The organism is Rhizobium sp. LARHSG275 (assembly GCF_052871115.1).
This window is the reverse complement of sequence record NZ_JBIXJN010000026.1, coordinates 60595-82784: the sequence shown is the minus strand read 5'-3', so window position 1 is coordinate 82784 and position 22190 is coordinate 60595. Positions and strand designations below refer to the sequence as shown.

General features: G+C 62.3%; 19 protein-coding genes. 14 read left to right on the top strand and 5 right to left on the bottom strand.

The window, feature by feature from the left end; translation table 11 throughout:
* Window positions 1-58: 58 nt before the first annotated feature.
* Both ACIPSK_RS28505 and ACIPSK_RS28500 read left to right on the top strand, forming a co-directional pair.
* On the top strand, window positions 59-1084 hold the full coding sequence (locus ACIPSK_RS28505; protein WP_162119130.1) for a LacI family DNA-binding transcriptional regulator: 1026 nt from the start codon (window positions 59-61) through the stop codon (window positions 1082-1084).
* 64 nt (window positions 1085-1148) lie between these two features.
* Window positions 1149-2366 carry an adenylate/guanylate cyclase domain-containing protein gene (locus tag ACIPSK_RS28500; protein ID WP_162119129.1) on the top strand — a complete coding sequence of 406 codons (1218 nt, stop codon included), beginning with the start codon at window positions 1149-1151 and terminating at the stop codon, window positions 2364-2366.
* 17 nt (window positions 2367-2383) lie between these two features.
* Here the strand turns inward: ACIPSK_RS28500 and ACIPSK_RS28495 are convergent, their stop codons facing one another.
* The 4 genes from ACIPSK_RS28495 to ACIPSK_RS28480 form a co-directional block, all read right to left on the bottom strand.
* Complete coding sequence (locus ACIPSK_RS28495; protein WP_162119128.1) at window positions 2384-3163, bottom strand: SDR family oxidoreductase; 780 nt, start codon at window positions 3161-3163, stop codon at window positions 2384-2386.
* 81 nt (window positions 3164-3244) lie between these two features.
* On the bottom strand, window positions 3245-3640 hold the full coding sequence (locus tag ACIPSK_RS28490; RefSeq protein WP_130745196.1) for a DoxX family protein: 396 nt from the start codon (window positions 3638-3640) through the stop codon (window positions 3245-3247).
* A 153-nt stretch (window positions 3641-3793) separates the two neighbouring features.
* Window positions 3794-4942: a galactonate dehydratase gene (gene dgoD, locus ACIPSK_RS28485; protein WP_162119127.1), complete on the bottom strand. Its 1149-nt coding sequence runs from the start codon at window positions 4940-4942 to the stop codon at window positions 3794-3796.
* A 66-nt stretch (window positions 4943-5008) separates the two neighbouring features.
* A complete protein-coding gene (locus tag ACIPSK_RS28480; RefSeq protein ID WP_017995255.1) occupies window positions 5009-5764 on the bottom strand; it encodes a FadR/GntR family transcriptional regulator in 756 nt (251 codons plus the stop codon).
* A 214-nt stretch (window positions 5765-5978) separates the two neighbouring features.
* Between ACIPSK_RS28480 and ACIPSK_RS28475 the strand changes: the two genes are divergently transcribed.
* From ACIPSK_RS28475 to ACIPSK_RS28430, 10 genes are all read left to right on the top strand, one after another.
* The gene (locus ACIPSK_RS28475; protein WP_162119126.1) at window positions 5979-6962 is read left to right on the top strand and encodes an arabinose ABC transporter substrate-binding protein; all 984 of its coding nucleotides are present in this window, start codon (window positions 5979-5981) and stop codon (window positions 6960-6962) included.
* A gap of 70 nt (window positions 6963-7032) precedes the next feature.
* On the top strand, window positions 7033-8538 hold the full coding sequence (araG, locus tag ACIPSK_RS28470) for an L-arabinose ABC transporter ATP-binding protein AraG (protein ID WP_162119125.1): 1506 nt from the start codon (window positions 7033-7035) through the stop codon (window positions 8536-8538).
* Window positions 8539-8557: 19 nt separating this feature from the next.
* On the top strand, window positions 8558-9508 hold the full coding sequence (araH, locus tag ACIPSK_RS28465; protein ID WP_011653625.1) for an L-arabinose ABC transporter permease AraH: 951 nt from the start codon (window positions 8558-8560) through the stop codon (window positions 9506-9508).
* Window positions 9505-10395, top strand: coding sequence for an aldose 1-epimerase (locus tag ACIPSK_RS28460; RefSeq protein WP_162119124.1), 891 nt, complete (start codon window positions 9505-9507; stop codon window positions 10393-10395). Before araH ends, ACIPSK_RS28460 begins: the two co-directional genes overlap by 4 nt.
* Window positions 10396-11175, top strand: coding sequence for an SDR family oxidoreductase (locus tag ACIPSK_RS28455; protein WP_162119123.1), 780 nt, complete (start codon window positions 10396-10398; stop codon window positions 11173-11175).
* Window positions 11176-11382: 207 nt separating this feature from the next.
* Window positions 11383-11814, top strand: coding sequence for an OsmC family protein (locus ACIPSK_RS28450; protein WP_162119122.1), 432 nt, complete (start codon window positions 11383-11385; stop codon window positions 11812-11814).
* A gap of 273 nt (window positions 11815-12087) precedes the next feature.
* Window positions 12088-12696 (top strand): TetR family transcriptional regulator, encoded by a 609-nt coding sequence (locus ACIPSK_RS28445; protein ID WP_162119121.1) that lies wholly within the window; start codon window positions 12088-12090, stop codon window positions 12694-12696.
* Window positions 12697-12746: 50 nt separating this feature from the next.
* Window positions 12747-13886: an efflux RND transporter periplasmic adaptor subunit gene (locus tag ACIPSK_RS28440; RefSeq protein ID WP_162119120.1), complete on the top strand. Its 1140-nt coding sequence runs from the start codon at window positions 12747-12749 to the stop codon at window positions 13884-13886.
* Window positions 13887-13913: 27 nt separating this feature from the next.
* Complete coding sequence (locus tag ACIPSK_RS28435) at window positions 13914-17060, top strand: efflux RND transporter permease subunit (RefSeq protein WP_162119119.1); 3147 nt, start codon at window positions 13914-13916, stop codon at window positions 17058-17060.
* A gap of 229 nt (window positions 17061-17289) precedes the next feature.
* A complete protein-coding gene (locus ACIPSK_RS28430) occupies window positions 17290-19200 on the top strand; it encodes a beta-N-acetylhexosaminidase (RefSeq protein ID WP_170257600.1) in 1911 nt (636 codons plus the stop codon).
* Between the two features lie 48 nt (window positions 19201-19248).
* Here the strand turns inward: ACIPSK_RS28430 and ACIPSK_RS28425 are convergent, their stop codons facing one another.
* Window positions 19249-20160: an ROK family protein gene (locus ACIPSK_RS28425; RefSeq protein WP_017967992.1), complete on the bottom strand. Its 912-nt coding sequence runs from the start codon at window positions 20158-20160 to the stop codon at window positions 19249-19251.
* 317 nt (window positions 20161-20477) lie between these two features.
* On the opposite strand from ACIPSK_RS28425, the gene ACIPSK_RS28420 reads away from it, so the two are divergent.
* Together ACIPSK_RS28420 and ACIPSK_RS28415 are read left to right on the top strand one after the other, a co-directional pair.
* Window positions 20478-21056 carry an exopolysaccharide biosynthesis protein gene (locus tag ACIPSK_RS28420; protein ID WP_026154554.1) on the top strand — a complete coding sequence of 193 codons (579 nt, stop codon included), beginning with the start codon at window positions 20478-20480 and terminating at the stop codon, window positions 21054-21056.
* Between the two features lie 150 nt (window positions 21057-21206).
* Window positions 21207-22160, top strand: coding sequence for a sugar-binding transcriptional regulator (locus ACIPSK_RS28415; protein ID WP_162119117.1), 954 nt, complete (start codon window positions 21207-21209; stop codon window positions 22158-22160).
* The last annotated feature ends 30 nt before the right edge of the window (window positions 22161-22190 follow it).

Below are 22190 nucleotides of genomic sequence, written 5' to 3'. Positions count from 1 at the left end.
GCCGCGATGCCAGGTGATATAGATCAGAAATCCATCAAAAAACCATCAGGCCGGTCGCATGGCACACCTCTTTCTCGTCAAGGATATCGCCTTCCAGGCAGGGCTCAGCACGGCGACAGTCGACCGGGTGCTGAACGGCAGGCCGGGTGTGCGCCGGCAGACCGGGATGCGGGTGAAGGCGGCGATGGCGGAGTTGGAGAAGCAGCAAGCCGCGGCGATGGGCAGCGGTCGCATGATGGCGATCGATATCGTCATGGAGACGCCGCAGCGTTTCAGCGATGCGGTGCGGGCCGCCTTCGAGACGGAGATGGCGACCTTCCTGCCGGGTGTCTTCCGCTGCCGGTTCCATTTTGCCGAGGTGATGAAGCCGGCCGAACTGGTGCAGCTTCTCGATCGCATCCGGCTGCGCGGCACGCACGGCATCGTACTCAAGGCGCCTGACGTCGCCGAGGTGGCTGCCGCTGTCGCGCGGGCGGATGCGGCCGGCATTCCCGTCGTAACGCTGGTGACCGACCTGCCGAATTCGGCACGCATCGCCTATGCCGGCGCCGACAACCGGGCGGCGGGAGAGACCGCCGCCTATCTGGTCGGCGAATTTCTCGGGGCTGGCGGCGGCAAAGTGCTGGTGACGCTGTCGAGTGGGCGGTTCCGTGGCGAGGAGGAGCGCGAAATCGGCTTTCGCCGCGCCATCCGCGCCCGTTATCCCGACATCTGCATTACCGAAATCAGCGAGGGGCACGGCACCGATGCCGCGACGGGAACGCTTGCCGCGGCAGCGCTTGCGGCCGATCCTGCCATCAACGCCGTCTATTCGATCGGCGGCGGCAACCGGGCGGTGCTTGCGGCCTTCGACATGGCCAAACGCCCCGTCCGCGTTTTCGTCGCTCATGATCTCGATGCGGATAATCGCGCCCTGCTTGCGGCGCGCCGGATCGGCTTCGTGCTGCATCATGATCTCAGAACCGATGCGCGTTCGGCCTTCCGGGCGATCATGAGCCGGGCGACCGCCTTGCCGCGCGCGGTCACGCCCTCGCTTTCATCAGTCGAAATCGTCACGCCCTACAATATGCCCGCGGCCGATTGAGCCAATTGACTTTCCTTCGATGCCGGATTCGGGCTACAGCTTTGACACGAGTGAGGTGAGCAGCATGGACTACAGCGACGTCAGCACGATTGCAGCCTGGATCACGGAGCAGGGACTGAAAGGCGCTTCAGAGGCCGAGCTCATGACCGGTTTCTGCGCGGCTTGCCGGGATGCCGGCCTGCCGCTCGATCGCGGTCTGGCGTTGATGGATACGCTGCATCCGGTGCATGAGGGCCGCGCCTTCCGCTGGGACAGCGTCGAGGAAGTCCAGACCGAATTCGAATATGGTCCGACGATCTCGGGGGAGGCGGCGTCGAACTGGCAGCGTTCGGCCTTCTATCATCTTTGGTCTCGCAACGAGCGGGAGATACGCCGGCGTCTCGGCTTCGGCGATCCGATCGATTTCTCCATGCTCGATACGATCGCTGAAGCCGGTCACACGGATTTCGTGGCGATGATGCATCGTTTTTCCGAGGCCGGCACGATCGGCGAGATGGATTGCTTCTTCTCGCATTTCGCGACGAAACATCCGGAGGGCTTTTCCGATCACGACCTCGCCATCCTGCGCAAGCTAGTGCCGGTGCTGGGGCTGGCGATCAAATGTATCGCGCTCGGGCGTATCGCCCGCACCATCGCCGAGGTCTATCTCGGCGAGGACGCCGCGCGCCAGGTGATGGAAGGCAAGATCAGCCGCGGCAAATCGGAGCGGATTTCCGCGGCACTCTGGTTTTCCGACCTGCTGAACTACACCAAGATCTCCGACAGCGTGCCGCCGGAGGAGATCATCCCGCTGCTCAACGACTATAGCGAGGCAGTGATCACGGCGATCCACGAGTCCGGCGGCAACGTGCTGAAGTTGATCGGCGACGGTGTGCTCGCCATCTTTAAGGGTGCGGTGCCGGCGGAGACATGTCGTGCGGCGCTGAGCGCCGAATCGTTGCTGCGGGAAAAGCTGACCACGTTGAATGCCGTGCGTGCGACCGACGGCCGGGCGACGACCGACGTCTATATCGGCCTGCATATCGGCGACGTCTTTTACGGCAATATCGGCAGCCAGGACCGGTTGGACTTCACCGTCATCGGACCTGCCGTCAACGAGGTCAGCCGCATCGCCTCGATCTGCCGCTCGGTCGATCTCAACGTCTTGATGTCCTCCGATTTCGCCGCAGCGATACCAGAGGAGGAACGCACATCACTCGCCTGCATCGGGCGCTATGCGTTGCGCGGCGTGCAGCGCGCGCAGGAACTGTATACTCTCGACAGCGCCCGGCTGAACGGCTGAGTTCCTGACTGCAAGGGCTATCGCAACAAGCCCTGGCCACCGTCGATCCAGATCGGCGTACCGGTGATATGTCGGGCGCGTTCGGATGCGAGAAAGAGGATGGCTTCGGCAACATCCTCGCTCTTGCCTGCCTTGCCGCCGGCGATCGGAATATCGCCCTCAGGCCAGATGACCGGAACCTCCGTCTCCTCGCGGTGGCGGCTGTCGGTATTGGCGCCGATATTGGTATCGATCTCGCCCGGGCAGACGGCATTGACGCGAATGCCGTGCCGGCCGAGTTCGAGGGCGAGCTGCTGGGCCATGGCGACCTGGCCTGCCTTGGTTGCGGTGTAGGCGGTGGCGCCCGGCGTGGTGAAGGTTCGGGTGCCGTTGATCGAGGAGACGACGATGATCGAACCGCCGTGCCGCTTCAGATGCGGAACCGTCAGATGCAGGGTCAGGTAGGTGCCGCGCAGATTGACGGCGATGGTCTTGTCCCATTCTTCCGGCTTCAGATCGTCGATCGGCGCCCAGACGCCGTTGATCCCAGCATTGGCGACAACGATGTCGAGGCCGCCGAAGGTGTCGGTCAGTTGCGCGACGGCGTCCCGCATTTGAGCTTCGTCGCTGGTATCTGCCGTCAATGCGATCGACTCGCCGCCGCCGGCCTCGATTTCGGCGCAAGTTTTTTCGACCTCGTCAGCGGTGCGGCTCAATGCTGCGATCCTTGCCCCCTCGGCGGCGAGCCGCAATGCGGCCGCTTTGCCGATGCCGGAACCGGCGCCTGTCACCAATGCGATCTTTCCCTTCAGCTCCATGGGCGGGTTCTCCTTGCCGTTTTGCCGCTAGGCCAATGTTCGGCACGGCTCTTGGTTCCGGAAGAGAGCAGGTCGTCCCGGTTATCTGAGAAGCGTTTGCTTCAAGGCCCATTTTTCCGGTCCATGGACGGCGGCAAAGAGCAGGCCGGCGAGGAAGGTAAAGTGATCGATGAAGAAGCCGAACTCGGCCTGGTTCTGCTGCCAATGGGACGGACCGTGGAAAGCGAAAGCCAGGAAGATCACATAGATGCCTGCGAGCAGGCTGGCCTCGGTGAAGAAGGCGCCTGATATGAAAGCGAGCGCCAGCGCGATCTCGAAGAAGGCGGCGACCCAGGCAAGGAATGTCGCCATCGGAAAGCCGGCTGCGGTAATATAGCCTGCCGTCGCGCCGATGTCGGCGAACTTGAAGCCGGCCGCCATGAAGAAGACGAAGCTGAAGATGATGCGGGCGACGATGATTGCGATTGCTCTGGCCATTTTGAAATCTCCTCTTTGAGCTTCCACTATGACGGACGAGACACGCGATATCCGACACGAGCAATGAAAAAGGGCCGCTTGCGTGACCCTGTCACTTTGAATTGCGCAAAATCCTTTCCGAAAATCGGTTCCGATTTTCGGGCTTATGCGCTCTCACCACTCGGCGAAGCTGCCGTCGGCGTGCCGCCAGATCGGGTTGCGCCAACGGTGACCTTCCCTCGCGCGCTCGATGACATAGGCTTCGTCGACGTCGATGCCGAGACCCGGACCCTGCGGGATCGAGACGAAACCATCGGCATAGTGGAACACCTCCTTGTTGGAGATGTACTCGAGGATGTCGTTGCCCTTGTTGTAGTGGATGCCGAGACTCTGTTCCTGGATGAAGGCATTGTAGCTGACGGCATCGACCTGCAGGCAGGCGGCGAGCGCGATCGGGCCCAGCGGGCAATGCGGCGCCAGCGCCACGTCATAGGCCTCGGCCATCGCCGCGATCTTACGGCATTCGGTGATGCCGCCGGCATGGGAGAGATCCGGCTGGATGATGTCGACATAGCCGTCGGACAGAACCTGCTTGAAGTCCCAGCGCGAAAAGAGCCGCTCGCCGAGTGCGATCGGCGTCGAGGTATGATTGACGATATCGCGCAGCGCTTCCTTGTTTTCGGAAAGCACCGGCTCTTCGATGAACATCAGCTTGTAGGGATCGAGCTCCTTGGCGAGAACCTTCGCCATCGGCTTGTGGACGCGGCCGTGGAAATCGACGCCGATGCCGATATGCGGGCCGATTGCCTCACGGATGGCGGCGATCGTCTCGACTGCTTTCTCCACCTTCTCGTTGGTGTCGACGATCTGCATTTCCTCGCAGCCGTTGAGCTTGATCGCCTTGAAACCGCGGGCAACCACTTCCTCGGCATTGTTGGCGACATCCGAGGGACGGTCGCCGCCGATCCAGGAATAGACCTTGATGCGATCACGGAGCTGGCCGCCGAGCAGGGAATGGATCGGCTGGCCGAGCGCCTTGCCCTTGATGTCCCACAGCGCCTGGTCGATGCCCGAGATTGCACTCATGTGGACGGCGCCGCCGCGATAGAAGCCGCCGCGATACATCACGGTCCAGTGGTCCTCGATCAGGAAAGGATCCTTGCCGATCAGGTAGTCTTCCAGCTCATGGACGGCGGCCTGAACCGTGAGTGCGCGGCCTTCGACGACCGGTTCGCCCCAGCCGACGATGCCTTCGTCGGTCTCGACCTTCAAAAACAGCCAGCGCGGAGGAACGATGTAGGTGGTGAGTTTGGTGATCTTCATCGCTGTTCTTTCAGTCTCTTCCCAGGTTTGCGATCGGCGGCGCGTCCGCAGATTTGCCGTGATCGGTCATTTCGTTCTGCCGATCGCTTTCTCGGCGGCGGCAAGATCGCGCACCGCAAGATCGAGCATGCGGTTGGCGCATTCGCGGGCGCCCGCCTTGTCGCGCATGCGCAAGGCCTCAACCAGCTGACCGTGAACGAGCACCGCATCCTCGCGATTCTCGACACCGATATTGGAGGCATGCAGCGCATATTTCAGCGCCGCGTGAATGGCGCTCGACAGGCGGCGGAAGACCTGATTGTGGCTGGCGGTGAGCAGCACCGTGTGGAACATGACGTCGGCATCGGTAAAGCTTTCCGGGTCGCGAGCGCTGTCGCGCATCTGCCGCCAGGCATTGTCGAGATCGGCGATCTCCTGGGCGCTGGCGCGCTCGGCGGCATATTCGGCGGCTGCCGGCTCGATGGTGCGGCGGGCTTCGAGGATGCAGCCGAGCAGGTCGAAATCCTTGATATAGGGACCCATCCATTCCAGCACGTCGGCGTCGAGAATATTCCAGTCGTCCTTGTCGCAAACGGTGGTTCCGATGCGTGGTTTACCGCGGACGAGACCTTTGGATTCCAGCACTTTTAGCGATTCGCGAATGACGGTGCGGCTGACGCCGTAGAGCTCACAGAGATCGTTCTCGCGGGGCAGCGGCGAGCCCGCGGGATAGCGGTCCGCACAGATATCCTGAGCGATCGCCGCCGTGACGTTGCGGCGTACGCGCGGGCGGCGCTCGATGCGGCGGCTTTCGGCCCCGCCCTGTCGCTCTATTGTTTCCAATTCACCTCTCCGCTCTGTCTCGCGTGCTAGGCAACCGAACCTGATTATCCGAATTCGATCCGCTTTGCGACGCTTCCTCCCGGCCGCCTCATCAATAATCCTATTATTCCAATCATCATACATTGGCAATTGACTGGTATGATGATTTATCATAATTCATTGGACGTTGCCTGGGAGGCAGCTGCTCGGTTTTTGAGAGTTTAGGGAGAGAGACATGCGCTTGTTCAAAGCAGCGATTCTGGCTGGCACTTTCGCCATTCTGGCGGCTGGCTCGGCATTTTCCGCGGACGTCAAGATAGGGTTCATCGTCAAGCAGCCCGAGGAGCCGTGGTTCCAGGACGAATGGAAATTCGCCGACCAGGCCGCCAAGGAAAAGGGTTTCACCGTCGTCAAGATCGGCGCCGAAGACGGCGAGAAGGTCCAGTCGGCGATCGATAATCTCGGCGCCCAGGGTGCGCAGGGCTTCATCATCTGCACGCCCGACGTCAAGCTCGGCCCTGGCATCGTCGCCAAGGCCGAAGCCAACCAGCTGAAGCTGATGACGGTCGACGACCGCCTCGTCAGCGCCGACGGCAAGCCGCTGGAAGAGGTGCCGCATATGGGCATTTCAGCCACCAAGATCGGCGAGACCGTCGGCCAGGCGATCGTCGACGAAATCAAGAAGCGCGGCTGGGACATGAAGAATGTCGGCGCCGTGCGAATCTCCTATGACCAGCTGCCGACGGCCGTCGACCGCGTCGAAGGTGCGATCTCGATGCTGAAGTCCGCCGGCTTCCCGGCCGAAAACATCTATGACGCGCCGCAGGCGAAGACGGATACGGAAGCGGCGCTCAACGCGGCGACCACCGTTCTCAACAAGCATGCCGACGTGAAATACTGGGTTGCCTTCGGTCTCAACGACGAAGCCGTCCTCGGCGCCGTCCGCGCTTCGGAATCGGTCGGCATTCCGGCCGCCAACGTCATCGGCGTCGGAATCGGCGGTGCGGAATCGGCGATCAACGAATTCAAAAAGCCGGCAGCGACCGGCTTCTTCGGCACCGTCATCATCTCGCCGAAGCGTCACGGCTATGAGACGGCGCTCAACATGTACGACTGGATCGCCAACGACAAGGAGCCGGCTAAGTTGACGCTGACCTCGGGTTCCCTAGCGCTGCGCGGCGATTACGAAAAAGTCCGCAAGGATCTTGGCATCGAGTGATCGTCCTTCCAGATGGATATCGTCCGGCGGCCGCTCAGCGTGCCGCCGGGTCTTTCTCGGCGGAGCGATGATGGCTTTCCTCGAATTCAGCAATATCTCCAAGGGTTATCCCGGCGTGCAGGCGCTGGCGAATGTTTCCTTCACTGTCGAGAAGGGCGCCGTCCACGGCTTGATGGGCGAGAACGGTGCCGGTAAATCGACGCTGATCCGCGTGCTCTCAGGCGATCAGGCCGCCGATGCCGGCAACATTCTCATCGACGGCGAGGAGCAGAAATATGGATCCGTTCGTGACGCCTTCCATGCCGGCGTCATCGTCATCCATCAGGAGCTGCAACTCGTTCCAGAGTTGACGGTCGCCGAAAATCTCTGGCTCGGACGCTTTCCGGCCAAGGGCGGCGTCATCCATTCGAAGGCGCTGATCGAGACGGTGCGGTCGAAGCTTGAAGAGATCGGCATCGATATCGATCCGTCGGCCAAGGTCGCCTCGCTTTCGATCGGAGCCCGGCAGATGGTCGAGATCGCCAAGGCCGTCATGCTCGATGCACGGGTGATTGCGCTCGACGAGCCGACCTCATCGCTTTCATCGCGTGAAAGCGAAATCCTGTTTTCACTCATCGATACACTGAAGGCGAAGGGAACGGTCATTCTCTATGTCTCGCATCGCCTCGACGAAATCTTCCGTCTTTCCGACAGCCTGACGGTGCTGCGCGACGGCAAGCTTGCCGCCCACCATCCCAAACTCGCCGAGACGACACGCGAACAGATCATCTCGGAAATGGTCGGACGCGAGATCAGCAATGTCTGGGGGTGGCGCGAACGTCCGCTCGGCGGCATACGGCTGGAGGTCAAGGGCCTGTCGGGGCCGAGGCTGCGCCATCCGATCAGCTTTTCCGTCCGCCAAGGCGAGATCCTCGGTTTCTTCGGCCTGATCGGCGCTGGCCGCAGCGAGATGGCGCGGCTGCTTTACGGCGCCGATGCCAGGCATCAGGGCCAGGTGACGATCGACGGCGTTGCCGTTTCGCCGAACAATCCGAAAGCGGCGATCAATGCCGGCATGGTGCTTTGCCCTGAGGACCGCAAGTTCGACGGCATAGTCCAGGGCCGATCGATCGAAGAGAATATCGCGATCTCATCACGCCGGCATTTTTCGCCTTTCGGCATTCTGAGCCCGAGACAAGAGGCGGCGCTGGCGGACCGGTTCATCGCCAAGCTTCGGGTGCGCACGCCGTCGCGCAAGCAGGACATCATCAATCTCTCGGGCGGCAACCAGCAGAAGGTCATCCTCGGCCGCTGGCTGTCCGAGCAGGGGATCAAGGTCCTGGTCATCGACGAGCCGACGCGCGGCATCGATATCGGAGCGAAATCGGAAATCTACGAAATCCTCTACGAGCTTGCAGCCGGCGGCATGGCGATCGTGGTCATATCCAGCGAGTTGCCCGAAGTCATGGGCATTTCCGATCGCATCATGGTGATGTGCCAGGGCAGGGTGGCGGCCAATGTTGCCCGTCCGGATTTCGACGAGCGCAGCATCCTGACGGCAGCACTGCCCGACAAGAATGCCGCAGGCACCCTTTAGGACCGGGAAAATACGGACGATGAATTCGTTGAAAAAAATCCTTCTCGGCGAACAGGGGCTGGTGGTGATCTTCGCTGCTGCCTTCGTGATCGTCTCGCTTTTCGTTCCGAACTTCCTGACCGAGCGAAACATGCTGGGGCTGCTGCAGTCGGTCGTCACGATCGGCATCGTTGCCTGCACGATGATGTTCTGCCTGGCGTCGCGCGATTTCGACCTCTCGGTCGGATCGATCGTCGCCTTCTCCGGCATGATCGCGGTGATGGTCTCGAATGCGACGGGCTCCATTCCGGTAGGGCTGCTCGCCGCCCTGCTATGCGGCGCCGTCGTCGGCTTCGTCAACGGCATCGTCATTGCGCGCTTTCGCATCAATGCGCTAATCACCACACTTGCGACCATGCAGATCGTCCGCGGGCTGGCGCTGATCGCGTCCGATGGCCGCGCCGTCGGCATCAACGATCCGGCCTTCTACCAGCTTGCCCTGTCGCGATTTCTGACCGTGCCGACGCCGATCTGGATCATGCTGATCCTTTTCATCCTCTTCGGTTTCGTGCTCAACCGCACCGTCTTCGGCAAGAACACCCTGGCGATCGGCGGCAATCCCGAGGCCTCGCGGCTTGCCGGCGTCAACGTCGTCAATATGCGGGTCTGGATCTTTGCGCTGCAGGGGCTCGTCTGCGGCATTGCCGGCATCCTGCTTGCCTCGCGCATCACCTCCGGCCAGCCGAATGCGGCGACAGGGCTTGAGCTTTCGGTGATTTCGGCCTGCGTTCTCGGCGGCGTTTCGCTGGCCGGCGGCCGGGCAGCGATGAGCGGCGTCATCGTCGGCGTGCTGATCATGGGCATTGCCGAAAACGTCATGAACCTCCTGAATATCCAGGCGTTTTATCAGTATGTGGTCCGCGGGCTGATCCTGCTGATCGCAGTGCTCCTCGACAATTTGAGGTCTTCGGCTGCGGGACGGCGCGGATGAACCAGGGACAAGCCGGCGATGACATCGAAATGAGGCACGGCGATCTCGCCGTCCGGGTCAGCCGTCGGGGTGCCGCCGTCACCGCCGCGACCTATCGAGGCATGCCCTTTGTCGTGGCGGCCGGCGGGCCGGACGGAGCGATGGCGAATTTCGCAATGGTGCCTTTCGGCAATCGCGTGGAGGGCAATGCCATGTCCTTTGCCGGCCGCGACTATGCCTTCCAACCGAATGCTTCCGATCCGCTCTATCTCCACGGCGACGGCTGGCTCAGCTTCTGGCAGCTTGAAGATGCCAGCGCCGAGCATGCGCAGTTCTCCTTTTCCCGGAGTGCCGACGGGGTTTCACCCTATGCCTATCTTGCCCGGCAGGAGATCCGTCTCACCGGCGATGCTCTGGTGCTGAGGCTTTCCGTGGAAAACCGCGGCGAAGCGGCTCTTCCTTTCGGGCTCGGTCAACATCCCTTCTTCGCGCGGACGCCAAAGACGCGACTGACGATTGCGGCCGATCGCTATTGGAGCGAGCGGCCGGACCATCTGCCAGAGATGCCTGGCCCTGTGCCGGACTATTTCGATTTCAGTTCCGAAAAGCTTTTGCCGCAGATATGGATGAACAATGCCTTCGAGGGCTGGAACGGGCGGGCGGCAATCGCCTGGCCGGAACTCGGAATTCAGGCGGCGCTGGAAGCCGACGGTGCGCTCGATCGCTTCATGCTGTATATTCCGGTCAACCGGAGCGACTTCTTCTGCCTCGAGCCGATGAGCCACCTGCCGAACGGCCACCACCTTCCAGATTTCGGTGGGCTCACGCCGCTTGCGCCGGGAGAGGCGCTTGCCGGCACGGTGACGATCCTGATGTCGGCGCTGCCGGTTCAACCGGAGGAGGGATAGATGAGCGGCCGCCTGCAGGGCAAGAACATCCTGGTCACCGGCGCTGCGCAGGGTATCGGCCTTGCGATCGCAAAGGCGTTCATGCGGGAGGATGCCGCCGTCTTTCTCGTCGATCGCGACGCCGCGCTGCTGGTGAAGACAGCGAAAGACCTCCAGCGCAGTGGTGGCCGGCTTGGTTATCTGCCGGCCGATATCACCGATTCCGGGACGATCACCACGTTGGTCGCTCAGGCGAATGAAGAGATCGGACAGCTGAACGCGCTCGTCAACAATGCCGGGGTGAATGTCTTCGCCGAACCGCTCGAGACGACGGACGAGGAATGGAACCGCTGCTTCGACATCAATCTCAAGGGCGCATGGAATTGCTGCAGGGCGGTGCTGCCCGGCCTGATCGAACAGGGTGGCGGCGTCATCCTCAACATCGCCTCGACGCACGCTTTCACCATCATCCCGCACACATTTCCCTATCCGCTGGCAAAACACGCCCTGCTCGGAATGACGAAATCCTTAGGGCTCGAATATGCCGCCCGCAATATCCGCGTCAACGCGCTGGCGCCGGGTTATGTCTCGACGCAGAAGGTGATCGATTACTGGAACGGCTTTCCCGATCCGGAGGCGGCAAAGGCCGAGACGATGAAACTGCATCCCGGCGGGCGCATCGCGACGCCGGAGGAGATTGCCATGGCGGCCGTGTTCATGATCTCAGACGAGTGCCCGTTCATCAATGCCACATGCCTGACGATCGACGGCGGCCTCAGCATGCTGCAGCATTCCGCCTGAAGGGCTTCGACCCCGCTATTTTACAAGCCTGTCGTCTTCTCGCGATAGAGCATTATATTGCCCATCGGGAAGGTTATCTGATCTCCCGCAGGCATGGAGCGGCGCCCTGCCGCTTCCTGGAAATAGTTGGAGCATGATGTCGTCCGAAAACCGTGTACACTTTTCGGCATCATGCGCTGAAAGCTCAATCGAAAACAGGAGGACGGCATGCAGATCAATCGTACGGCTTCGGCTCATTGGACCGGTGGCCTCAAGGACGGAAGAGGCCTGATCTCGACAGAGAGCGGCGCCCTGAAGGATTATCCCTACGGCTTTGCGAGCCGCTTCGAAGGCGTTGCCGGCACCAACCCGGAAGAACTGATCGGTGCCGCCCATGCCGGCTGCTTCACCATGGCGCTGTCGTTGATCCTCGGGGAAGCCGGCTTTACCGCCGAGCATATGGAAACCTCTGCCAAGGTAACGCTCGAAAGCGTCGAGGGCGGCTTTGCCATTACCGCCATCCATCTTTCGCTCTCCGGCCGTATTCCCGGTGCCGATGAGGCGACCTTCACCGAACTCGCCAACAAGGCAAAGGCCGGCTGCCCGGTTTCCAAGGCGCTCGCCTCCGTTCCGATCACACTCGACGTCAAGATCGTCTGACACGTCATTTCATTGACCAGGTGCCGCGCGCTTCTCGCCGCGGCACTTTCCATTTGTGGCCCGCATTCGCGGGTCGGCCTATCCCGAAGTCGTCGGCTGTCGGCATGACGCGGGCGGTACAGGCCTTCTCACCGCTAGATTGTCGCTTCCGCCGGATCGTGCTCGTCCCGCGACAATTTGTGCTGCGCCGCGGCATATTGACAAATAACGTCTTATATTTTACGACTGACGAAATTCGAAAATCGTCAGTCGTAAAATCAGGCCTCGGAACTTATGAACGACCTCGCGGAAAACACACTCGACATCACGCGGCAGGAGAATGTCACGCGCATTCTCGATTCGGCCGAGCGGCTGTTCCGTCACTATGGCTACAGCAAGACGACGGTGGCCGATATTGCCCGCGATCTCGGCATGTCGCCGGCCAATATTTATCGTTTCTTCGCCTCCAAGGTAGAGATCCACCAGGCGCTCTGCGGGCGCATGCTCGCCATGTGCTATCAGATCGCCTACGACGTCCGCCATCAGCCGGCCAGCGCCAGCGAAAGGCTGCGCCGCTATGTCGAGACCCAGTATCAGTGGACGCTGGATGTGATGCTCGACGAGACGAAGGTGCACGAGATGATCATCGTCGCGATTGAGCGCGACTGGCATGTCATCGAAAAACATATCGACCGCGTTCATGATCTCATCGCCGAAATCATTGCCGAAGGCATTGCATCCGGCGAGTTCGCCGAGCAGGACCCGGTCGCTGCCTCGCGCTGCTTCGGCGCGGCGACGAACACGCTCTGCCATCCGCAGATGGTGGCGCAATGTCTTGCCAAAACGAACCGCGCGAGCGTCGACGAACTGATCGACTACGTGATCAGGGCGCTGAAGAAATAATGGACGGCGGCCGCCGTCGAAACCCCCGAAACGATCCAGGAGTGCGGAAGATGTTTTCGCTCAAGAACCTCAGCCATCGCATGCCGTCCGTCGCCAGTCTCGTGCTCGTGGGCGCCATCGGCATCGGCGTTTCCGCCTGCTCGGAAGAGAAGGCTGAGGTCAAGGAAGTCATCCGGCCGGTGAAGGTCGTCGAGATCGCCAAGGCCGGGGACACGCGCAAGCTCGATTATTCGGGTTCGGTCAAGGCGCGCACGGAGATGAACCTCGGGTTTCGCGTCGCCGGCAAGATCACCGAACGCCTCGTCGATATCGGCGACCGGGTGACGCCGGGCGACGTTCTCGCCCGCGTCGATGCCACGGACTACCAGCTGGCGGTCCGGACGGCGGAAGCCAATCTCGCCTCGGCGGAAAGGGGCGTCGAAACCACCGATCTCGTCAACAAACGCGCCGAGCAGCTTTTCGACAAGAGCGTCGCCCCGAAGTCGCAGGTCGAACAGGCTTCGCTCAGCCATGACCAGGCGATCTCACAGCGCGATGCCGCACTTTCCGCGCTCGACCAGGCGAAGAACCAGGTGAGCTATACCGAGCTCAAGGCCGGTCAGAACGGCATCGTCACTGCGATTAATGCCGATACCGGCCAGGTCGTCGGTTCCGGCACCGCCGTCGTCACGGTTGCGGTCGACGGCGAGAAGGAAGTGCAGATCGCCGTTCCGGAAAACGACATTGCCGAATTCAAGCCGGGCAAGACAGTCAAGGCAAGCTTCTGGGCCGACGACAGGCTGGTACTCGACGGCAAGGTGCGGGAAGTTTCCGGCAGCGCCGACCAGCAGTCGCGCACGTTCGCCGTCCGGGTGAGCCTGCCGAACGATCCGCGCGTGCTTCTCGGCATGACGGCGACGATCGAGGCCGAGGTCAGCAATGGCAGCAGCTATGTCTCGATCCCGCTCAGCGCCCTGGCTGAAAAGGACGGCAAGCAGATGGTCTGGACCGTCGACCGCGACACGGCGACCGTACATGGCCGCGACATCAAGGTCGCCGATTTCACCGGTGACGGCGTGCATGTGACCGAGGGTCTCGATAGCGGCGATCTCGTCGTTTCGGCCGGCACGCAGTTCATGAGCGAGAACCTGAAGGTGAAAGTGCCGGACCAGCAGTCGGCCCTGGCCGCCACGGACCAGGCCGTGCGCTGATCGCGCCATAGGATAGGGAACAAGACCATGGACGCCACCACCACCGAAAAGCGGCCCTTCAATCTGTCGCGCTGGGCAATCGGACATCCGAGCATCGCCCGCTTCCTCTTCGGGCTGATCATCGTCACCGGCGTGCTCGGCCTGATGCGCATGGGCCAGCGCGAGGACCCCGAATTCACCTTCCGCGTCATGGTTGTCCAGGCGATCTGGCCAGGTGCTTCCATTCAGGAAATGGAAGATCAGGTCGTCAACAAGATCGAGCGCAAGCTGCAGGAAACGCCGCATATCGACTGGGTCAAGTCCTATACGCGGGCGGGCAGTGCGATCATCACCCTGCAGGTCAAGGGCGACACGAATTCGCAAGAGGTGGCGGATGCCTTCTACCAGGTGCGCAAGAAGGTCGGCGACATCTCCAACGAGTTGCCGCAGGGGCTGCTCGGCCCTTATTTCAACGACGAGTTCGGCGATACCTTCATCACGCTGCATTCGATCAGCGGCGACGGCTATTCCTATCCGGAACTGAAGAAATTCGCGATCCAGGCGCGCGACATGCTGCTGACGACGCCGGGCGTCGAGAAAGCGGTCATCATCGGCGACCAGCCTGAGAAGATCTATGTCGACGTCTCATCCAAGGCGCTCGCCGAGCGCGGCCTGACGATCCTCGATCTGCAGAATGCCATCAAGGGCCAGAACAATGTCGATCCGGCAGGCTCGGTCGATACCGGCCTGCGGTCGGTGCGCATATCGGTCGAAGGCGACGTGAAGAAAGCAGCCGACATCCGCGAACTGCGCCTTCGCGCCGGCGGTCAGGTGACGCGCCTCGGCGATATCGCCACCGTCAGTTCCGGGCTCGAAGATCCCTACCAGCGCAAGTACCGTTTCAACGGCCACGACAGCGTTCAAGTCGGCGTCGTGATGGCCAAGGGCTTCAATGTGACCGATGTCGGCAAGGGCGTGGAGGCGACCTATCAGCGCTTCGAGGAGGCGCTGCCCTACGGCGTTGCCGTCGATCAGATCGCCAACCAGCCCGACGTGGTGACGGATGCTGTCAGCGAATTCATGCATGCGCTCGGCGAAGCCCTCATCATCGTGCTGGTCGTCTCGTTCGTGTCGATCGGCTGGCGATCGGGCCTCGTCATCGCCATCGCCATTCCGCTGGTGCTCGCCGCCACCTTTGCGCTGATGTACGAACTCGGCATCGATCTGCAGCGCATCTCGCTCGGCGCGCTGATCATCGCGCTCGGCCTGCTTGTCGACGATGCGATGATCGTCGTCGAGATGATGGAGCGAAAGCTGGAGGAGGGGCTCGTCAAGATCGAAGCGGCAAGCTTCGCCTATTCCTCGACCGCCTTCCCGATGCTGACGGGCACGCTGATCACCACGGCCGGCTTCATTCCCGTCGGCTTCGCCGCCTCGACGGCCGGCGAATATGTGCGCTCGCTGTTCTACGTCGTCGGCATCGCGCTCGTCACCTCGTGGTTCGTCGCGGTCTACTTCACGCCGTGGCTCGGCTATATGATCCTCAAGCAGCGCCATCATGCCGGCGAGCATCGCGACGCCTTCGACACCGGCTTTTACCGTCGGCTGCGCGGCACGGTCGGCTGGGCGGTGCGCCACCGGGTCATCGTGCTGCTGCTGACGCTCGGCACCTTCGTCACCAGCCTCTGGGCCTTCCAGTTCATTCCGCAGAATTTCTTCCCGCAATCCTCGCGGCCGGAAATTCTCGTCGATCTCTGGCTACCCGAGGGCACCAGCATTCGGGAAGTCGAGGTGCAGGCAAAGGCGCTCGAAGCCAAGATGATGGATGATCCCGACAAGCGGTTCATCGCCACCTATATCGGCGAAGGCGCGCCGCGCTTCTTCCTGCCGCTCGACCAGCAGCTGCGCAATCCGAACTTCGCCCAGCTGCTCGTCATGGCCAATGACGAACCGGCACGCGAGCGGCTGATCGTCAAGCTGCGGACGATCCTTGCGGAAGACTTCCCCGACATTCGCGGCAAGGTCGACCGCCTCTTCCTCGGTCCGCCGACCGGCTGGCCGGTGCAGATGCGCGTCATGGGACCCGACCGCCTGAAAGTCAGGGAGATCGCCGATCAGGTAAAGGCGCGCTTCCAGGCCAATCCGATGCTCGGCGCCATCCATGACGACTGGCTGGAAGAGGTGCCGGCGATGAAGCTGGTGATCGACCAGGACCGCGCCCGGGCACTCGGCGTCACCTCGCAGCGCGTACGCCAGATGCTGCAGACCGCCATGTCGGGGACGTCGCTCGATGATTTCCGTGACGGCGAGGAGACGGTCTCGATCGTCGCCCGCGAGCCGGATGCCAGCCGCTCGCTGCTGTCGGCCGTCAACTCGGTCTATGTGCCGACGGATTTCGGCGGCTTCGTGCCGGTCTCGCAGGTCGCCAAGGTCGTGCCCGTCATGGAGCAGGGCGTCGAATGGCGGCGCGACCGGCTGCCGACGATCACCGTGCGCGCCACGCTGCCGGACGGCGTGCAGCCGAACGACGTGGTGATGAAGATGTATGCCGACATGAAGGACCTGCGCGACAGCCTGCCGGCCGGCTACAATGTCGAGATCCAGGGCGGCGCCGAGGATGCGGCGGAGAGCCAGATGTCGATTGCCGCCAAGGCGCCGATCATGCTCGCCGTCATCATCGTGCTGCTGATGATACAGCTGCAGCATTTCGGCAAGGCGATGCTGGTGCTCGCCACCGGCCCGCTCGGGATCATCGGTGCGGCGGCCGCATTGCTGATCAGCGGCGCGCCTTTCGGCTTCGTGGCGATCCTCGGCGTCATCGCCCTGCTCGGCATCATCATGCGCAACTCGATCATCCTGGTCGATCAGATCGATCAGGATATCAAGGCCGGCATGCACCGACAGGAGGCGATCGTCGGTGCTGCCGTGCGGCGTTTCCGGCCGATCATGCTGACGGCGCTGACAGCGGTGCTGGCGCTGATCCCGATTTCGCGCGGCGTCTTCTGGGGCCCGCTCGCCTACGCGATGATGGGCGGCATCCTTGTTGCCACAGTGCTCACCATTCTAGTTCTGCCCGCCGGTTACGCCCTCTTCTTCGGCCGGGAGCCGAAGGCAAAGGACGAGCCAGGCCAGCATGCCGACGCCATCCAGGAAGAGGCGGATGACCGATATCCGCCGGCGTTGGCAGCAGAGTGAGGACGGCGCGGCGAAAGCCGCGCCGTTTTCTTGCAGAGCCAGCTTTCCGTCAAAGCACGCTGCTGCTTAGCCCCGGCTCGGCAGCCAGCCTTTGAACGGCGCATCGCTGTCCGCTCCGCCTCGGACCCGGGCCACGATTCCATTGCCGCCTCGAAAAAGCTAAGCTGCAAAAGCATGCCGGGAAGCCAACCGCGATCCCGGCCACTCCGCGACGAGGCAGGGCACGACCATGGCCGATTACCATCTGGAAGCAAGCTGGAGCCCGATCGAGGGCAGTTTCGGGCGCCTCAGCCTCACGCTTTTCAATCTTTCGACCGAGCCGCTGTCCGGCTTCTCGCTCGGCTATACGTCAGAGACGCGGGTTGCCGACAAACATGTCTGCGACGGCGGCAGCCTCAGGCGGCAGGTCGCGCATTTCCACGAATTCCTGCCGCCCGAAGACCTGAGCGTGCCGCCCGGCGGGCGCTGGCGGTTCACCGTCGAGGGGCTGACCAGGGCGCCGAAACATATGACATCAGGCGTCAAATCGGCCTATCTGACACTTGGCGACGGACGTCACGTTCCTGTTGGTTTCGGCGATCTCATGCTCGATGGCCGGGATGCTGGCGTGGCGCCGCCGCTTCTGCCGCCGGGCCGCGCCGAGGAACCTTATTCGCTGCTGCCTTGGCCGCTGGCGCTTGGGCTGAAGGCGGGAGAGCTGCCGGTCGTCCTTTATCCCACAGAGCGGACGCGGCCCGATGCGGTCAAGGCGTTTTCGCTGGTTCTGGAGCTTTACCAGCGGCTCTATCCGGCCGACAATATGCCGTTTTCCCTCAGTGCCGTCGAAGGCGGGCGGGCCATTCGTTTCGTTACCGAATCGTCGATCGTCGCCTCTGCTTACGAATTGCGTTTTACGGCGCATGAGATCGTGCTTTCGAGTGCAGATGCGGCCGGGCGGCATTACGGGCTGATCAGCCTGGCGCAACTGCTGCACGGCGCCCGCGCCGATCGTGAGCGCTTCAAATTCCCCAATTTCGGCACAATCGCCGACCAGCCGCGTTATGACTGGCGCGGCTGCCATCTCGATGTATCCAGGCAGTTCTATCCGGTGGCAGACGTCGTGCGGCTGATCGATATTCTCGCCTGGAACAAGCTCAACATCTTCCACTGGCATCTGACCGACGACGAAGCGTGGCGGCTGGAGATCAAGGCCTATCCGGCGCTGACGGAGATCGGTGCCCGGCACGGGCCGGATGAAGTGCTCGTGCCGCAGCTCGGCGACGGGGCGCAAACGCGCTCCGGCCATTACACGCAGCAGGATGCCCGGCGGATCGTTGCGCATGCAGCCTCGCTGCATATCGAAGTGGTGCCGGAAATCGATATTCCGGGCCACAGCATGGCGACGCTGTTCTCGTTGCCCGAACTCGTCGACGGGCAGGAGGCGCCTGATAGTTACCGCTCGGTGCAGGGTTATCCAAACAACGCCCTCAATCCGGCGGTGGAATTCACCTATGAATTTCTCGGCAAGGTGTTCGATGAGATGGTGACGCTGTTTCCCGGCGAATATCTTCATATCGGCGGCGACGAGGTGGCGCATGGCGCCTGGCTTTCCTCGCCGCTCTGCAAAGTGCTGATGGAGCGGGAGAAACTTGCCGGCACTGCCGAGCTGCAATCCTATTTCCTGAAACGCATCAAAGCCATGCTATCGGAGCGCGGCAAGAAGCTCGCCGGTTGGAACGAAGTCTCGCATGGCGGCGGCGTCGATCATGACGGCACGCTGCTGATGGCCTGGGAAAAGCCGGCCGTCGGCATTGAGCTCGCGCAGGAAGGTTACGACGTGGTGATGACACCAGGGCAGGCCTATTATCTCGACATGGCGCAGGCGGAGGCCTGGGCCGAGCCGGGCGCCAGCTGGGCGGGCGACGCACCTCCGGAACACACCTATGCTTACGAGGCCGAGGGCGAGCTGCCGGAGGCGCTGCAAGAGAAGATGCGCGGCATCCAGGCCTGCATCTGGACCGAGAACTTCGTCTCGCGCGCCTATTTCAACCGGCTGGTTTTTCCGCGTCTCCCGGCAATCGCCGAGGCTGCCTGGACGCCTTTGGCGCGCAAGGACTGGGATCGGTTCGCAGCAATCGTGCGGATGTGGCCGGTGCTTTAAGGAATGGCTGCGGACGGAAGATCGCTTCGCACTTTTCACGGAATTGCTTCAGTCCGCCTGGGCCTTCAGTCCCAGCAGTGCCGCGCCGATCAGACCGGGTTCGATGCGGCATTCGCTGCGCACCACTAGCGGACGATCGAACTTGCGCAGGATGCGGGCGCGCACCGCGTGGTCGAGCGCGGCAAGCAGCGGCTCGGCATTGGAAAGCCCACCGCCGACAGGCACGATGGTCGCGCCGGTGATGTTGATCGTCAGCGCCAAGGGCGAGGCGACGAGATCGACATAGACGTCGATCGTCCGTGTCGCCTTCTCCTCTCCATGGCGCCACTGAGCGATGATCTCCTCGCTGGCAAGGTCGAGATCGTGCAGCGTCTTGTGCAGGCGCTCGAGGCCGCGGGCGCCGCCGACGGTGTCGACGCAGCCCCTCTGGCCGCAGCCGCAGGCATAAGCGGGAATGTCGACCGGCGGGTTGCCGGCCGCGGATGCAATGATCGGCCCGTGACCCCATTCGCCGGCAAAGCCGCCGGCCTCGTTGACGAGGCGCCCGTCGGCAACCAGGCCGCCGCCGACGCCGGTGCCGAGGATGGCGCCGAAGACGATGCGGTGGCCGCGGCCGGCGCCGAGACCGGCTTCGGCCATCGCGAAACAGTCGGCATCGTTGGCGATCAGCACCGGCAGGCCGAGTTCGGCTTCGAGATCGGCGCCAAGCGTGCGTTCGTGGATGCAGGGAATGTTGGCGCAGATCAGGCGCTGCGTATCGGGATCGACGACGCCGGCGATGGAGAGGGCGATGCGGCTCGCCTGTTCGCCGGTTTCGGCGATGATGTCGCGCAGGGTCTCGACGAAAGCGGCAAAATCATCCCTGGGCGTCGGGCGGCGGCCGAGGGGAACGATGTCTGTCTCGGAACGAGCGATGCCGCCCTTGATGGCGGTGCCGCCGATGTCGAATGAAATGATCATTGCCACTCTGCCGTTTCTCTCCCGCGTCTGCTTGCATTGTTGGCGGGGAATTTCAAGCGCTCATTCGGCGGCGGTGTCGCCGGGTTTAGGGTCGTGCCGTGTGGCACCTCCGCTGTTCTGCCGGACATCTCTCCTACAAGTGGGGAGATCAGATAAGCGGGACGGGTTTCCGTCCCCGCAAGTCATTCAATTGGCATATTGCATCGCCAGAATCCGGCCCTACACTTTCATCAACTGCCGGACCCACGACCATCGATACGAGAGAAAACAGTACTATCCGAAGACCACGTCCCAAAGGCCGCCGCCTCTCATCCATTTTGCGGCAAATGGCCGCCGATCAAAGCCGCGAACGGATCTCGATCGGCGATCTGTTCGACACGATGGGCGACAGGGCGATCAGCGCGTTGATGCTGATCTTCGCGCTTCCGAACGCCTTTCCTACGCCGCCGGGCACCTCGGCCGTGCTCGGGGCGCCATTGGTTTTCCTGGCAGCGCAACTGACCTTTGGGCTGAAACCCTGGCTACCGAAGGTGATTGCCAACCGTTCGATGCGCCGGGAGGATTTCGAGGCCATTGTCGGCCGCATCCACCGCTGGCTCGCCTGGGCCGAACGCATGCTGAAACCAAGGCTTGCGATCTTCGCCGAACCGCCGGCGGAATATCTTGCGGGGGCGGCATGCCTGCTGCTGGCGATCGTGCTGCTGCTGCCGGTCCCGCTCGGCAACATGCTGCCGGCGATCACGATCTCGGTCTTCGCCTTCGGCATATTGGGCCGTGACGGTCTCTTCGCGCTCATCGGCTTCGTGATGACGGCCGTGTCGCTCGTCGTCGCCGGCGGGGTGATTTACGGTCTCGTGAAGGCGGCGATCTATCTCGTCGTGCAATGGTTTGCCTAAACGGAGTTTGCTTGAGTGACGGCCGTTATTTGGCGAGGCTCTTTGCAATAGGCTCGACATTTGCCGGAATTTTGTTTTGATCTGGCGCGATACAGTTTCAAATCATGTTCGGCGCCGGCCCGCCGGCTCACTTTGCGCGATAGGCATTAGATGGTAAAAAGATCCGAGACCCCCGCACGGCTGGACGATGCGGCGCGTGCCGGCTGGCTCTATTACGTCGCCGGGCGCACGCAGGATGAAATCGCCGCGGCGATGGGCATTTCACGACAATCGGCGCAGCGGCTGGTGTCGCTGGCGGTTGCCGAGCGCCTGATCAAGGTGCGGCTCGATCATCCGATCGCCGCCTGCCTGGAACTCGGCAATCAGCTGCGTCGGAAATTTGGGTTGAAACATGTGGAGGTGGTGCCGAGCGATCCCGCGTCATCGTCGACGACGGTCGGTATTGCCGAGGCGGCCGCGGCCGAGATCGAGCGGTGGCTGAAACGGCCGGAGCCGATCGTACTCGCCATCGGTACCGGCCGCACGCTGAAGGCGGCCGTCGACCAGCTTCCGGCGATCGAATGTCCCAATCACCGTATCGTTTCGCTGACCGGCAATATCGCCCCGGACGGATCGGCCGCCTATTACAACGTCATCTTCAGCATGGCCGATGCCGTGAAGGCGCGGCACTATCCGATGCCCTTGCCGGTGCTCGTCACCTCGGCGGAGGAGCGGGAGCTGCTGCATGGCCAACAGCTGGTGCGCTCGACGCTTAATATCAGCGCGCAAGCCGATGTCACCTTCGTCGGCATCGGCGAGCTCGGCATCGATGGGCCGCTCTGCGTCGACGGTTTTCTCGAGAAGGACGAGATGATGGAGCTGATGCGCGGGGGTGCCGTCGGCGAGATCTGCGGCTGGATCTTCGATGTCGACGGCAAGTTGATCGACAACCCGATCAACGAGCGCGTCGCGTCTGCCCCGATCCCGTCCCGCGATGCATCGATGGTCATTGGGCTGGCCAAGGGCAAGCGCAAGTTCAAGGCGATCAGGGCCGCCGTTGTCGGTCATCAAATCAATGCTCTGATCACTGACGAAGAGACGGCCGAGTTTTTGCTCAAGAGCTGAGCAAAAAATATTCCAATTAAATCAACGGAA